The sequence below is a fragment of the Streptomyces sp. NPDC049577 genome, from assembly GCF_040675635.1.
In the GTDB taxonomy this organism is placed as follows: domain Bacteria; phylum Actinomycetota; class Actinomycetes; order Streptomycetales; family Streptomycetaceae; genus Streptomyces.
On record NZ_JBFAPH010000164.1, the window covers coordinates 1 to 14,533 of the forward strand.

The following is a 14,533-nucleotide window of genomic DNA, read 5'->3' on the forward strand; positions in this document are numbered from 1 at the left end:
CTGAGGCCCCTGAGGCCGCCGCGAAGCCCGCCCGTACCCGTCGCCGCGCCACCCGTGCCGCCGCGGTTCCGCAGCCCGAGGCCGCCCCGGCGGCGGAGGCCGCCGAGCCCGCCGCCGAGGAGGAGCGTCCCGGCCGGAGCCGCCGCCGCGCGGTGCGTCCGCCGACGGCCGTGTTCCAGGCGCCCGTGTTCGCCGAGCCGATGTTCCAGACGCCGGAGACCGCCGCCCGTGCAGCCGCCGAGGCCGCGGCCGAGGAGGAGCGGGCCGCCGCCGAGCAGGCCGCCGCCGAGCCGGCCCCCGCCGCCGGTGGTCGTCGCCGTCGCCGTCGCCGGGGCGAGGCCGTGGAGACCGAGCCGGTCGTCGTCGAGGCCGACGAGGCGGTCGAGGTCGCCGAGGAGCCCGAGGCCGTGCCGGAGGCCGAGGTCGAGGCCGAGGCCGAGCGCGCCGCCGAGGACGAGGAGCAGGGCGAGCGCCCGTCGCGCCGCCGTCGCCGGGGCGGCCGTCGCCGTCGCCGGGGCGAGGCTGCCGAGGCCGAGGGCGCCGAGGAGGCCGAGGAGGCCGCCGCCGAGGAGCAGGCCGAGGCCGAAGAGGCGGAGGAGGACGAGGAGGCCGGCGAGGAGACCGCCGCCGGTACCGCCAGCAGCCGTCGTCGCCGTCGCCGTCGTCGCCGCAGCGGCGAGACCATCGAGGCCGAGCCGGGCGCGGACGAGCCGGAGCGCACGGTCGTCAAGGTCCGCGAGCCGCGCGAGCGGGTCCGCACCGAGGGCGGCACGGGCTTCGACGAGGTGCAGTCCATCAAGGGCTCGACCCGTATGGAGGCCAAGAAGCAGCGCCGCCGCGAGGGGCGTGAGCAGGGCCGCCGCCGGGTCCCGATCATCACCGAGGCCGAGTTCCTGGCCCGCCGCGAGGCCGTCGAGCGCGTGATGGTCGTGCGCCAGAACGGCGACCGCACCCAGATCGGTGTGCTGGAGGACAACGTCCTCGTCGAGCACTTCGTCAACAAGGAGCAGGCCACCAGCTACGTCGGCAACGTCTACCTGGGCAAGGTCCAGAACGTGCTGCCGTCGATGGAGGCCGCCTTCGTCGACATCGGCAAGGGCCGCAACGCGGTCCTCTACGCCGGCGAGGTCAACTTCGAGGCGCTCGGCATGGGCAACGGCCCGCGCCGCATCGAGACCGCGCTGAAGTCCGGGCAGTCCGTGCTCGTGCAGGTCACCAAGGACCCGATCGGCCACAAGGGCGCCCGGCTGACCAGCCAGGTCTCCCTGCCCGGCCGTTACCTGGTCTACGTGCCCGAGGGCTCGATGACCGGCATCAGCCGCAAGCTGCCCGACACCGAGCGCGCGCGTCTGAAGCAGATCCTCAAGAAGATCGTCCCCGAGGACGCGGGCGTCATCGTGCGCACCGCCGCGGAGGGGGCGAGCGAGGAGGAGCTGGCGCGTGACGTGCAGCGTCTCCAGGCGCAGTGGGAGGAGATCCAGAAGAAGTCGAAGATGATCTCCACCAGCTCGCCGAGCCTGCTGTACGGCGAGCCGGACATGACCGTCCGGGTCGTGCGCGACATCTTCAACGAGGACTTCTCCAAGGTCATCGTGAGCGGTGACGACGCGTGGTCGACCATCCACGGTTACGTCTCGCACGTCGCGCCCGACCTCGTCGACCGGCTGCAGAAGTGGACGTCGGACGTCGACGTCTTCGCCACGTACCGCATCGAAGAGCAGCTGATGAAGGCGCTCGACCGCAAGGTCTGGCTGCCCAGCGGCGGTTCGCTGGTGATCGACCGGACCGAGGCGATGGTCGTGGTCGACGTCAACACCGGCAAGTTCACCGGCCAGGGCGGCAACCTGGAGGAGACGGTCACCAGGAACAACCTGGAGGCGGCGGAGGAGATCGTGCGCCAGCTGCGGCTGCGCGACCTCGGCGGCATCATCGTGATCGACTTCATCGACATGGTGCTGGAGTCCAACCGGGACCTGGTGCTGCGGCGCCTGCTGGAGTGCCTGGGCCGGGACCGTACGAAGCACCAGGTCGCCGAGGTTACCTCGCTGGGTCTGGTCCAGATGACCCGCAAGCGGGTCGGCCAGGGCCTGCTGGAGTCCTTCTCCGAGCAGTGCGTGCACTGCAACGGCCGCGGCGTGATCGTCCACATGGACCAGGCGTCGACCGCGGGTGGCGGCGGTGGCGGCGGCAAGCGCGGCAAGAAGAAGGGCAAGGCCGCCGTCGAGGCGCCCGAGCCGGCCGTGGCGCCCGTCGTCGAGGCGGCCGCCGAGCCCGTGGAGGAGGCCCCCGAGGCGCCCGAGCTGGAGCCCGTGGCGGTGACCGAGGCCGAGCTCCAGCCGGCGGTCGAGTCCGCCGACGAGTGGTACGGCAGCGCCGCCGAGGCCGAGGCCGCGGCGACCCGCCGCGGCGGTCGTACGCGCCGCCGGGCGACCCGCAAGGTGTCCGCCCCGGCGGGTGCGCCGAAGGCGGCCGAGCCGGTCGCGCCGGAGGTCGTCGTCGAGGCGCCCGCGGTCGAGCCGGCTCCGGTGCCGGACCTGGTCGCGCAGCCGGAGGTCGCCGAGCCGGCGGCCGAGGCCGTGGTGACGCCGGACACGGCCGCCCCGGCCCGTCCGCGCCGCCGGGCGACCCGCAGGGTCTCCGCCCCGGCCGGTTCCCCCGCCTCGGCGGAGGAGGCCGCGGTGGTCGTCGTCAGCGCGTCGCCGGCGCCCGGGGCGCCCGAGGCCGCGCCGGCCGAGGCCGCCGACGTGACCGTCGCCGAGCCGGAGGCCGAGGAGGCCCCGGCGAAGAAGACGGCCCGCAAGACGGCCAAGACGGCGAAGAAGGCCCCGGCGAAGAAGGCCACCGCCAAGAAGGCGGCGGCCAAGAAGACGACGACGGCGAAGAAGGCCGCGGCCAAGAAGACGACCGCCAAGAAGACGGCGGCGAAGAAGGCCGTGGCGAAGGACGCCGGGGACTCCGCGGAGTCCTGAGCCCGGACGGCCGGGTCGTCCCGGCCGGGTCGCATCGAGGGCGTTGTATCGAGGGGGTCGGTTTGACCCCCTCGATACGACTCCCGTAATCTCTACATTCGGCGTTTGTGCGCCAACCCCTGAGCAAATACCTCCCGGAATTCTTCCGGGAGAGGCCGTTCATCCATTCGGAGAGCCGCGGGCGTGCAGCCCGCGCGAGCGGCTGGCATCAGAGGTCCCGTTTACTAGCGAGAGAGTGAGATCCGCGTGTACGCAGTCGTGCGCAGCGGTGGTCGCCAGCACAAGGTTGCTGTCGGCGACATCGTCGAGGTTGACAAGATTTCCGACGGCAAGGTGGGCGACCAGGTCGAGCTCTCCACGCTGCTCGTCGTGGACGGCGACACCGTCACCAGCGACCCGTGGGTCCTGGAGGGCGTGAAGGTCCAGGCCGAGATCGTGGACCACCACAAGGGTGCCAAGATCGACATCCTGAAGTACAAGAACAAGACCGGTTACCGCAAGCGCATTGGTCACCGCCAGCAGTACACCGCGCTGAAGATCACCGGCATCCCCACGGCTGCGAAGTAAGGGACTGATCAGACATGGCACACAAGAAGGGCGCATCGTCCACCCGGAACGGTCGCGACTCGAACGCCCAGCGGCTCGGCGTGAAGCGCTTCGGCGGTCAGCTCGTCAACGCCGGTGAGATCCTGGTCCGCCAGCGCGGCACCCACTTCCACCCGGGCGCCGGTGTCGGTCGCGGTGGCGACGACACCCTGTTCGCGCTGAACGCCGGTGCGGTGCAGTTCGGCACCCACCGCGGCCGCAAGGTCGTGAACATCGTTCCGGTCGCCTGATCCAGGCCCCGTAGAGCGACGAGCGAGGGCGGACCCCCCTTCCCGGCCGGGAAGCGGGGCCGCCCTCGCTGCGTTACAAACGAAGACATTTCCGCACTTCATCTGGAGGCACACCGCTATGACCACCTTCGTGGACCGCGTCGAGCTGCATGTCGCCGCGGGTAACGGGGGCCATGGCTGCGCCTCCGTGCACCGTGAGAAGTTCAAGCCGCTCGGCGGCCCGGACGGTGGCAACGGCGGCCGTGGCGGCGACGTGATCCTGGTCGTCGACCAGTCCGTCACCACGCTCCTCGAGTACCACCACAGCCCGCACCGCAAGGCCACCAACGGCAAGCCCGGCGAGGGCGGCAACCGCTCCGGCAAGGACGGCACGGACCTGGTCCTGCCGGTGCCCGACGGCACCGTCGTCCAGGACCGGCACGGCAATGTGCTCGCCGACCTGGTCGGCCACGGCACCCGCTACATCGCCGCCCAGGGCGGCCGCGGCGGCCTCGGCAACGCGGCCCTGGCCTCGGCCCGCCGCAAGGCGCCCGGCTTCGCGCTGCTCGGCGAGCCCGGCGACGCCGGCGACATCGTCCTGGAGCTGAAGACCGTCGCGGACGTGGCGCTCGTCGGCTACCCGAGCGCGGGCAAGTCCTCGCTGATCTCGGTGCTCTCCGCGGCCAAGCCGAAGATCGCGGACTACCCGTTCACCACGCTCGTCCCGAACCTCGGCGTCGTCACGGCCGGCTCGACCGTCTACACCATCGCCGACGTCCCCGGCCTGATCCCGGGCGCCAGCCAGGGCAAGGGCCTGGGCCTGGAGTTCCTGCGGCACGTCGAGCGCTGCTCGGTGCTCGTGCACGTCCTCGACACCGCCACGCTGGAGTCCGAGCGCGACCCGCTGACCGACCTCGACGTCATCGAGGCCGAGCTCGCGGAGTACGGCGGCCTGGAGGACCGGCCCCGGCTCATCGTCCTCAACAAGGTCGACATCCCCGACGGCCAGGACCTCGCCGACATGATCCGCCCGGATCTGGAGGCCCGCGGCTACCGGGTCTTCGAGGCCTCCGCCGTCTCCCGGCAGGGCCTGAAGGAGCTGTCCTTCGCCCTGGCCGGCATCGTCGCCGAGGCACGCGCCGCGAAGCCGAAGGAGGAGGCGACCCGCATCGTCATCCGTCCGAAGGCCGTCGACGACGCGGGCTTCACGGTCACCCCGGAGGGCGAGGGCCTGTTCCGGGTCCGCGGCGAGAAGCCGGAGCGCTGGGTGCGCCAGACCGACTTCAACAACGACGAGGCCGTCGGCTACCTCGCCGACCGCCTCAACCGCCTCGGCGTCGAGGAGGAGCTGATGAAGGCCGGTGCCCGCGCGGGCGACGGCGTCGCCATCGGCCCCGAGGAGGACGCGGTCGTCTTCGACTGGGAGCCGTCGATGGCGGCGGGGGCGGAGATGCTCGGCCGGCGTGGCGAGGACCACCGCTTCGACGCGCCGCGGCCTGCGGCCCAGCGCCGCCGGGACCGCCAGGCGGAGCACGACGAGGCACAGCAGGAGTACGAGGGGTTCGACCCCTTCGAGTAGGCGGGCCGGCCGGGGGCTCCGCCCCCGCACCCCCGCGGGGTGGTGCGCGGGCGGAGTCCCCGCGAAAGCAAAGGGCCCCCGGGAGGAGCTTCCTCCCGGGGGCCTTCCGTATGCGCGGGCGGCTAGCCCACCGCGTCGGCCTTTTCCGCCTCCCGCTGGAGCGGGATGTCGGAGGCGGCGCGGGCGTCCATGCGGGCGCGGCGCTCGTCGGCCTTGGCGCAGAGCGCCTGCGCGGCCCCGTTGAAGCGGACCAGCGACGGCGGGTCGGACGGGCCCAGGAGCTGGACCTTCAGCTCGGCGCGGGCCGCCGCGAGGCCGTCGAGGGCGGGGTCGCGGACCGCCGCGAGCAGCGCGGGCACGCCGTCCGCCTCGGGCGTGAGGATCGTCGCGGCGCTGACGGTCGGGAAGTTCACGCGGAACTCCTCCTCGTCCATGCCACTGGTGTTCGCGACCGCGTACGGCTTCTCGCTGATCAGCCAGTCGGAGACCACGCTGGAGACGTCGCTGATCAGCAGGTCGGCCACGTTGAAGCAGGCGAAGAGCGCCGGCCGGGCGTCGGTGATGACCTGGTGCTCCCACTCCGGCAGCGAGGCCCAGTAGGCGGCCTCCCAGGCCGCCGTCGCGGCCTCGACGGTCGCGGCGCGGCCGGCCTCCGGGGTGCCCTGGAGCAGCATGCGCTCCAGTTCGTCCGCGCTCTCCCGGAAGGAGGCGGTGGTGAGCCGGTCCAGCTCGACCGTGCGGCGGGCCAGCTCGGCGGCGGCCTCGGCGCCCGGTCGCGCGCCCGAGCGGCGCGTGTTGGCCTCGTGGATCATGGCCTGGATGCGCTCGTTGGCGAGTCCGGCGCGCGGGTCGACCGAGCCGGTCATCGGGTGCGGCTTGTAGAGCAGGCGCACCGAGGGGTCGGCGAGCAGGGCCCGCACGACGTTCTCGCCGGCGAGCATCACCGAGGTGTTGCCGGGGTTGCCGTCCCAGCCCTCCCAGGTGGGCGCGTACAGCACGGTGGTGTACGTACCGGCCGGCGGGCCGGCGTAGGGCTTGATGGGCGCGAGCTGCGGGCGGCCGACCTCGACGACGTCCTTGTCCTCCACGCCGATGTCGGCGAGCTGGTAGCGCTCGCGGGCGGCGGGGCCGGCGACCCAGATCTCGTCGTACGCCTTGGAGTACGGGTTGCAGCTGGAGAGCTTGTCGCTCTCACCGTGGTTGATGAAGGCGTGCTTGATCGACGGCATGCGCAGCACCTGCGAGGTCTTACCGGAGTTCGCCGGGTGCAGCATCATCTTGATCGAGGACTTCTCCAGGGCCATCAGGTGGTGGACCTTGGGGATGCAGACGATCGGCACGTCGGTGGCCTCGATCTTCTGCACCATGAAGCGCTCGCGGAGCACGATGATCGGGTTGCCGTCGAGCGCGGCGAGCGTGGAGAGCCACATGTTGGCCTGGTAGGCCGAGGTGGTGCCGCCGGAGAAGTACATGCCGACGGTCGGCCGGTAGGCGGCCAGCCAGCGGTCGAGCCACTCCAGGGCCTGCCGCTCGTTGGCGACCCGCTTCTTCGGCAGCAGCCAGGTGGCGAGGAAGGCCAGGCCGCCCACGGCGAGCAGGAAGGCCACGCCCACGCCGGCCACGGCCCACACCGGCTTGTCCGTGCCCACGGAGGCCAGCAGGCCGGCCGTGGCGGGCACGGCGAAGCGCAGCAGGCGGCGGCCGTGCTGGCGGGCCAGCAGGCGCGGCGGGGCGTCGTTCAGGCGCAGGCCGGAGGTGTCGACGTTGCGCGTGACGAACGGCAGCGTGCGGGTGCGGCGGACCAGGATCGCCGCCGCCTGGCAGGCGAGGTGGGCGCCGTAGAAGAGCACCAGCCCGATGACGACCGGGACGTAGCCGCGCAGCGAGCCGTCGTCGTGCAGCCGCAGCAGCCCGATCAGGACCAGCATGTCGCGCAGCAGCTGCCGCACCATGACGTCGAAGCGGATCTTGCCGAGCAGCGAGAGCAGACCGGGGTCGCGATGCTGCAGGTAGAGGTCGAGCACGAGCCCCGCCGCCGCGGCGGTGATCAGGAGCGGCACGTTGGGCAGCAGCGCGCCGACGAGCTGGGCGGCGAAGAACGCCAGCATCGCGAGCAACGCCGTGACCTGGACGGCCCGGCGGGTGGCTGTTCCGGCAGAAGGCACTGGGAGGGCTCCTGGCAGGAGGAGTGGAGAACGGAGTGAGACCGCCGCGCGCGCGTAAGCGGACGACGGTCGACCACTGACCGTATGACGGCCGCTGGTCCGGGAGCAATCTTCCAGCACGGCAACCGAGCGAAATAGGGTCGAACGGCCACAATCGCCGGCCTGTAGATTTGCGGGCCTCAGGGGCCCGACGGGCCCGGACGGCCCGGACGGGCAAGAGGACCGGCGATCACAGGGGTGTGTGCGGACGTGACAGCGGCAGGGGAGCGGCAGCAGGCCGGTACGGATGTCCGGCGGGAGGTGACGCAGGCCCGGCGCGTCGTGGTCAAGGTGGGTTCCTCCTCGCTCACCACCGCGGGTGGCGGGCTGGACGCGGACCGTGTCGACGCGCTGGTGGACGCGCTCGCCAAGGCGCTCGGGGCGGGGACGGCGGAGGTGCCGGCGGGCGAGAAGGAGATCGTCCTGGTCTCCTCCGGTGCCATCGCCGCCGGTCTGGCGCCGCTCGGCCTGGACCGCCGGCCCCGGGACCTGGCCCGCCAGCAGGCCGCCGCCAGCGTCGGGCAGGGCCTCCTCGTCGCCCGTTACACGGCGTCCTTCGCCCGCTACGGGCGCCGCGTCGGCCAGGTCCTGCTGACCACCGACGACACCAGTCGCCGCGCGCACTACCGCAACGCCCGCCGGACGCTGGACCAGCTGCTCGCCATGGGCGCGGTGCCGGTCGTCAACGAGAACGACACCGTGGCCACGGACGAGATCCGCTTCGGCGACAACGACCGGCTCGCCGCCCTCGTCGCCCATCTCGTCCGGGCCGATCTGCTGGTCCTGCTCTCGGACGTCGACGGGCTGTACGACGGCGACCCGAGCAGGCCCGGCACCTCGCGCATCGCCGAGGTGCGCGGCCCGGAGGATCTTGAGGGCGTCTCCATCGGCAGCGCGGGCAAGGCCGGCGTGGGCACCGGCGGCATGGTCACCAAGGTCGAGGCCGCCCGCATCGCGGCCGCCGCCGGCATCCCCGTCGTGCTCACCTCGGCCAGCCAGGCCACCGACGCCCTGCGCGGCCGCCCCACCGGCACCTTCTTCCACCGCACCGGCCGCCGCTCGGCCGACCGGCTGCTCTGGCTCGCCCATGCGTCCACCCCGCGCGGGGCCCTCACCCTCGACGACGGGGCGGTCCGGGCCGTGGTCGAGGGCACCGGCTCGCTGCTGCCGGCGGGCATCGCCGGGGTCGAGGGGGAGTTCAGCGCCGGTGATCCGGTGGAGCTGCGCGACCCCACGGGCCGGGCCGTGGCGCGCGGGCTCGTCACCTACGACGCCGGGGAGATCCCCCAGCTGCTCGGTCGCTCCACCCGCGATCTGGCCCGTGACCTGGGGCCCGGCTATGAGCGCGAGGTCGTCCACCGGGACGATCTGGTCGTGCTGCACCGCTGACGGGCGTCACGACGGAACGAGCCCGCATACCGCGGGAGCCGGTGAGGCCAGCCTTTCCATTGGCCTTTCCGTAAAACCGTCACGCGGCGGCCCCCGGGCTGGTCAACTTTGATGCGGGGGCCGTTTCCGCACGGCGCCGACCCCGGCGGGACACCGCCGGCACCAGCACAGCACCAGCACCACAGGGAGGCCGCCGGTGAGACGAGGGCGCCCAGGGCCGCAGCCACGGGGCGGGGGCACCTCCGCCCGCCGGGCGGTGGGGGAGGAGCGCGCGCTGACCAGCGTCGCCACGGGCGACACGGGGGACGGCGCCGGCGACGCCACGGCCCGCCCCGACGACCGGCCCGGCCGCGAGGGCGAGGTGTCGCGGCTGTGGCACATCACACTCAGCGTCTCGGGCCGCGAGGCGCCGCTCACGGAGGTCCGGCGCGGGCTGGAACAGCTCGCCCACGACCACCCCTTCCTGCTGGCCGGCCGCTACGCCAACGACCACGCCGAGATCCGCTACTGGGAAGAGGCCCGCGACCTGCACGACGCGGCGGCCGTCGCCCTGCGGCTCTGGGGCGAGCACCGCTCCACCGCCCGGCTGCCGGCGTGGGAGATCGTCGGGCTGGAGGTCATCGACCGCGACACCTACCAGCAGCGCGTCGCCGAGGGCCTCGGCCCGCTCCCGGCCACCCCGGTCGGCGTGCACCCCTTCTGACGTCCCCATCCGAACTCCGGTCCGATGTCCCGCAGAGTGGAATACCGGGCCGCCCGGGCCCCCCGCCCGGTTAGGCTGCGCCCATGAGCAGCGTTTTCCCCTCCCCCCTCGCCGACCCCATGCCGCAGTCCCCGGTCCTGCGCGCCGCCTACCGCGCCCGCGCGGCGGCCGCCGACCTCGCGCCACTGCCGCGCTCGGCCAAGGACGAGGCGCTGCTGGCCATGGCCGACGCCCTGGAGGTCCGCACCCGCGAGATCGTCGAGGCCAACGCCGAGGACGTCGCCAAGGCCCGCGCCGCCGGCACGAGCGAGAGCATCGTCGACCGGCTCACCCTCACCCCCGAGCGCGTCCGGGCCATCGCCAAGGACGTACGGGACGTGGCGGCCCTGCCCGACCCCGTCGGCGAGGTCGTGCGCGGTTCGACCCTGCCCAACGGCATCGACCTGCGCCAGGTGCGGGTCCCGCTGGGCGTCGTCGGGATCATCTACGAGGCCCGGCCCAACGTCACCGTCGACGCCGCCGCGCTCTGCCTGAAGTCCGGCAACGCCGTGCTGCTGCGCGGCTCGTCCTCCGCGTACGCCTCCAACACCGCCCTCGTGCGCGTCCTGCGCGACGCGGTGGGCGGCGCCGGGCTGCCGGCCGACGCCGTGCAGCTGGTGCCGGGCGAGAGCCGGGAGTCCGTGCGCGAGCTGATGCGTGCCCGGGGCATGGTCGACGTGCTGATCCCGCGCGGCGGCGCCTCGCTGATCCGGACGGTCGTCCAGGAGTCCACCGTCCCCGTGATCGAGACCGGCACCGGCAACTGCCACGTGTACGTCGACGCCGACGCCGATCTCGACATGGCTGTAGAGATCCTGATCAACTCCAAGGCCCAGCGGCCGAGCGTGTGCAACGCCGCCGAGACCCTCCTGGTCCACCGGGACATCGCCGAGCGCTTCCTGCCCCGCGCCCTGGCCGCCCTCGCCGAGGCCGGTGTGACCGTGCACGGCGACGAGCGCGTGCTGGAGCTCGCCGAGGGCGGCCCGGCCACCGTCGTGCCCGCCACCGCCGAGGACTGGGAGACCGAGTACCTCTCGTACGACATCGCCGCCGCCGTGGTGGAGGACCTGGACGCGGCCGTGCGCCACATCCGGCTGTGGACCTCCGGCCACACCGAGGCGATCGTCACCACCTCCCAGGCGGCCGCGCGCCGGTTCACCCAGCTGGTGGATTCCACGACGGTCGCGGTCAACGCGTCGACGCGGTTCACCGACGGCGGTCAGTTCGGTTTCGGAGCCGAGATCGGCATCTCGACGCAGAAGCTGCACGCCCGCGGGCCGATGGGACTGCCCGAGCTGACCTCCACCAAGTACATCGTCACCGGCGACGGCCACACCCGCCGCTAGTCGTCCGCCGGTCCCGCCGGCAGCCAGCCGGTCCTCCGAATTCCCGTACCGGCCGCGCGGATTGACCGCTTCGGGTCTACGCTGGTCGGGTGCCGGACGACGTGGGGGGCAGGCCGTTCCCGGACGGCGACGAGCCCGACAGCCACTTCCACGGAGGCGCGGACGACCCGTTCGCCTCCGTGGTCTTCGACGAGGACTTCGTGCGGTCGGCGACGATCCACGAGCCCTCCGCGACCGAGCGGAGGCTCGCCGCGGACCGGGCGCGCGCCGAGGCCGACGCCGCGCGTGCCCGGGCCGGCGGCGGCCCGGCCGACGACGATTCCCCGGGCGGTGACCCCGGGGACCCCTACGGCCCCGGCAGGGGCATATCCGGGGCCCTCGACGGCCGCCTCGACCCCTTCCCGGGCCTCGCCCGGGACCTCGACCCCGACGACGCCTACGGCCCGTACGGGCGCTACGGGACGGCCCGCGGCGTCTACCGCGGGCGCCCGCGCTGGCACCGCCCGGTGGCCTGGGTGCTGGCGGTGATCATGGGCATGGGCGTGGTCGCCCTCGCCTTCTCCGCCGTCTACCGGGGCGCCTCCGCCGGCAGCCGCCAGGAGCCCGCCCCGCCACCCGCCACCAGCGGCGTGGACGCCCCCGCGGGCCACGGCGGCGCCCCCGTGCCCTCGGTCTCCGCCGACTACGAACCCCCGGTCGCGCCCGCCGCACCCCGCACCAAGGTGTCACCCTGAGTGACCGCGAACGAGGAAGGTGACGCGCCGCCACGGCTTGGGCCAAGGCCCCGGCACCGCTGCTCCGCCCGGGTGAATTTTCGTCAGAACTTGTCGCGTACCAGCGCGTTTACCGAAGCCCCGGCGGACCTACTCTTGAGATATGAACGGGTCCGGAGACCCACCTGAGGGCACGCCCGAGGGTGCCCCGGGAGGCGGCGACGAAGAGTACCGATCCGTCGTCTTCGACGAATCGTTCGTCCGTGCTGCCCGCCTCCAGGAGTTCTCCGCCCGCGAGCGCATGGACGACCACGCGCCCGCCGTCCGCACCCGGCACGCCTGGGCCCGGGTCAGCGCCTCCCGGCAGGTCCTGCTGCTGGTGGTCCTGATCGCCCTCGCCTTCGGCACGGCCGTCTACATGGGCCTGCGCCACCCCTACAAGGACCCCCGGCCGCCCTCCGCCGAGCCCCTGCGGATCGCGATCGTCCCGCTGGCCCCCCGCGACCCCGTCCCCGGGGCCCCCGCGCAGGACCTCTTCGCGAGCAGTCCGGCCGCCCAGTTCCGCGACGGCACCGAGGGCGTCACCCTTCCGGCCGTACGGCGCACCCAGAACTTCTCCGAGAGCCTGGTGATGGCCGCGCTGGCCATCGCCAAGGAGTACACGGTCAAGTCCGCCCTCGACCCGGCCGCCCTCACCGGCGGCGCCCAGCGGTCCGTACGGCTGCTGCTCGCCCCCTCCCAGCTGGACCAGTTCGACCGCAGCCTCGACCACCCGGCCGACGACGGCCGCCACGCCGCGACCGGCTGGCTGATCCGCTTCGACCCCGCCCAGATCGCCCTGGCCGCCGCGCCGGTGCGCACCCACGGCACGTTCACCGTCACCGAGGTCTCCTCGGCGGCGCTGGAGGTCAACTCCGACCACACCTTCGTCTACGCCGTCCACGCGGCGAAGGGCGAGCCGGCCCAGGACTCGCTGTTCGTCGTGCGGCGCACGATGCGGTTCCGGTTCGACCGGGACGACCTCCAGGAGCACCACCTCCAGGTCCTGCAGACGTACGTCCAGGCCGGACCCGAGGCGTGCGGCGTGGACGACTCGGCGTACCTGCGGCCGCTGCTGGCGGGCCAGACGGCCGGCACGGGCACCCCGGCGGGCACGGACCCCTACGCCACCGGCCAGCCGACGGCGGCCCTGTGCGGAACGCTGGCCCCGGGCGCCCAGCCGACCCCGCCGCGGCGGTGAGCGCTCAGTCCCGCTTGAACGGCTTCGTCAGGTCCCGCACCAGCCCCATCAGCGGGTCCTTGCTCGCCCGCACCGACTCCGCGTAGTGGTTCGCCCCCGCGCGCAGCGAGTCGGTCACCGACGTGCCGTCGTCGTCCGCGCGGCGCGGGTAGTGGCCGTCCATGAGCCGCTGGTAGTCCCGGCTCTCGGCCCACCTCTTCAGCTCCGCCGCCCGCACCGTGGCGAACGGATGGCTGCGCGGCAGCAGGTTCATGATCTTCAGGACGGAGTCGCGCAGGTCGCCGCCCGCCTCGTACTCCTCGGCCTGGGCGAGGAACGCGTCCACGTTCATCTCGTGCAGATGGTTGCCGCCGGCCAGCTTCATCAGCCCCCGCAGCGAGGCCCGCAGGTCCTGGCCCACGAGCAGCCCCGCCCGGTCCGCCGACAGCTCGGACTTGCGGAACCACTCCCGCAGGGCGCTCACGATCGCGGTCACCGCCAGCCCGCCCAGCGGGATCCAGGCGACCTTGAGCGCCACGTTCGTCAGGAAGAGCAGGATCGTCCGGTAGACCGCGTGCCCGGACAGGGCGTGCCCCACCTCGTGGCCGACGACGGCCCGCATCTCCTCCTCGTCGAGGAGCTCCAGCAGACCCGTGCTGATCACGATGATCGGTTCGTCCAGGCCGATGCACATGGCGTTCGGCACCGGGCCCTGGGTGACGTACAGCGGCGGGACCTTCGCCAGGTCCAGGACGTCACAGGCGTCCAGCAGCATCCTGTGCAGATGGGGGAACTGCTGCTCGCCCACCCGTACCGAGTCCGACAGGTACAGCAGCCGCAGGCTGCGCTCCGGCAGGAGCCCGCTGAGCGCCTTGAAGACCGTGTCGAAGCCGGTCAGCTTGCGCAGTGCCACCAGCGCCGACCGGTCGGCCGGGTGCTCGTAGGCGCGGGACGAGATGTCCGGAAACCGCCGCCGGTCCCCACCCGGCTCCTTGCCCTCGTTCGTCGAGCTCATAAGAAACCCCCTCGTGGCTGACGGGCCCAGCCTAGGCCTCCCCACCGTGGGGGCACCCGGACGGTGGGACTACCGTGGAGGCATGTCCGCCATTTCCGCCCTCGCCTCCCACCCCGCAGTGGACCCCGTCCTGCTCGCCGTGTCCAAGGGCGACCAGGGGCCGGGCGTCGTGCTGCGGACGGTCCTGATCGTCGGGATCCTGGGCATCGCCCTCACCGCCTGGTTCCTGCTGCGCGGATACGGCAAGAAGGACTGATCCCGGTCAGTGGGACGGTCGGCGTGATGTTGGCGGCGGCCCCCGCATACGATGTGGCAGAAGTCTCCACCCATACCGTCTACCGTCCCGGATAGGTCCTGCCGACGATGATCACCGCCACCGCGCACAACGCCCTGGTCACCCTCGCCTCCAAGGGCGAGGAGCACGTGGACAACCACCCGAGCATCAGCCCGTTCATGACCGGCGGCGCGGCCCTGGTCATCCTGCTGCTCCTCCTCTGGGTCACCACGCGCTTCAACCGCGACCGCTGACCGGCATCGGCGTC

Annotated in this window: 13 protein-coding genes; 11 read left to right on the plus strand and 2 right to left on the minus strand. The window is 73.2% G+C overall.

Annotated features, from left to right (window positions below; genetic code table 11):
* The 4 genes from AB0K09_RS19255 to obgE form a co-directional block, all read left to right on the plus strand.
* Positions 1–2,969 (plus strand): Rne/Rng family ribonuclease (locus AB0K09_RS19255; RefSeq protein ID WP_366066576.1); only part of this gene is annotated, 2,969 nt, incomplete at its 5' end.
* 246 nt (positions 2,970–3,215) lie between these two features.
* Positions 3,216–3,536 carry a 50S ribosomal protein L21 gene (gene rplU, locus AB0K09_RS19260; RefSeq protein ID WP_366066577.1) on the plus strand — a complete coding sequence of 107 codons (321 nt, stop codon included), beginning with the start codon at positions 3,216–3,218 and terminating at the stop codon, positions 3,534–3,536.
* A 14-nt stretch (positions 3,537–3,550) separates the two neighbouring features.
* The gene (rpmA, locus tag AB0K09_RS19265; RefSeq protein ID WP_126914116.1) at positions 3,551–3,805 is read left to right on the plus strand and encodes a 50S ribosomal protein L27; all 255 of its coding nucleotides are present in this window, start codon (positions 3,551–3,553) and stop codon (positions 3,803–3,805) included.
* 118 nt (positions 3,806–3,923) lie between these two features.
* Positions 3,924–5,363 carry a GTPase ObgE gene (obgE, locus tag AB0K09_RS19270; protein WP_366066578.1) on the plus strand — a complete coding sequence of 480 codons (1,440 nt, stop codon included), beginning with the start codon at positions 3,924–3,926 and terminating at the stop codon, positions 5,361–5,363.
* Positions 5,364–5,485: 122 nt separating this feature from the next.
* Here obgE and AB0K09_RS19275 read toward each other — a convergent pair whose 3' ends face one another.
* Positions 5,486–7,528 carry a hypothetical protein gene (locus tag AB0K09_RS19275; protein WP_366066579.1) on the minus strand — a complete coding sequence of 681 codons (2,043 nt, stop codon included), beginning with the start codon at positions 7,526–7,528 and terminating at the stop codon, positions 5,486–5,488.
* A gap of 300 nt (positions 7,529–7,828) precedes the next feature.
* On the opposite strand from AB0K09_RS19275, the gene proB reads away from it, so the two are divergent.
* From proB to AB0K09_RS19300, 5 genes are all read left to right on the plus strand, one after another.
* Positions 7,829–8,956 carry a glutamate 5-kinase gene (gene proB / locus AB0K09_RS19280; RefSeq protein ID WP_366066587.1) on the plus strand — a complete coding sequence of 376 codons (1,128 nt, stop codon included), beginning with the start codon at positions 7,829–7,831 and terminating at the stop codon, positions 8,954–8,956.
* A gap of 196 nt (positions 8,957–9,152) precedes the next feature.
* A complete protein-coding gene (locus AB0K09_RS19285) occupies positions 9,153–9,659 on the plus strand; it encodes a hypothetical protein (protein ID WP_366066580.1) in 507 nt (168 codons plus the stop codon).
* An 83-nt stretch (positions 9,660–9,742) separates the two neighbouring features.
* On the plus strand, positions 9,743–11,044 hold the full coding sequence (locus tag AB0K09_RS19290) for a glutamate-5-semialdehyde dehydrogenase (protein ID WP_366066581.1): 1,302 nt from the start codon (positions 9,743–9,745) through the stop codon (positions 11,042–11,044).
* A gap of 89 nt (positions 11,045–11,133) precedes the next feature.
* The gene (locus AB0K09_RS19295) at positions 11,134–11,778 is read left to right on the plus strand and encodes a hypothetical protein (protein ID WP_366066582.1); all 645 of its coding nucleotides are present in this window, start codon (positions 11,134–11,136) and stop codon (positions 11,776–11,778) included.
* A 142-nt stretch (positions 11,779–11,920) separates the two neighbouring features.
* Positions 11,921–12,997: a hypothetical protein gene (locus AB0K09_RS19300; RefSeq protein ID WP_366066583.1), complete on the plus strand. Its 1,077-nt coding sequence runs from the start codon at positions 11,921–11,923 to the stop codon at positions 12,995–12,997.
* Between the two features lie 4 nt (positions 12,998–13,001).
* Here AB0K09_RS19300 and AB0K09_RS19305 read toward each other — a convergent pair whose 3' ends face one another.
* Complete coding sequence (locus AB0K09_RS19305; RefSeq protein WP_366066584.1) at positions 13,002–13,991, minus strand: M48 family metallopeptidase; 990 nt, start codon at positions 13,989–13,991, stop codon at positions 13,002–13,004.
* Between the two features lie 82 nt (positions 13,992–14,073).
* On the opposite strand from AB0K09_RS19305, the gene AB0K09_RS19310 reads away from it, so the two are divergent.
* Positions 14,074–14,247 (plus strand): hypothetical protein, encoded by a 174-nt coding sequence (locus tag AB0K09_RS19310; RefSeq protein ID WP_366066585.1) that lies wholly within the window; start codon positions 14,074–14,076, stop codon positions 14,245–14,247.
* A gap of 107 nt (positions 14,248–14,354) precedes the next feature.
* Positions 14,355–14,519 (plus strand): hypothetical protein, encoded by a 165-nt coding sequence (locus AB0K09_RS19315; RefSeq protein ID WP_366066586.1) that lies wholly within the window; start codon positions 14,355–14,357, stop codon positions 14,517–14,519.
* The last annotated feature ends 14 nt before the right edge of the window (positions 14,520–14,533 follow it).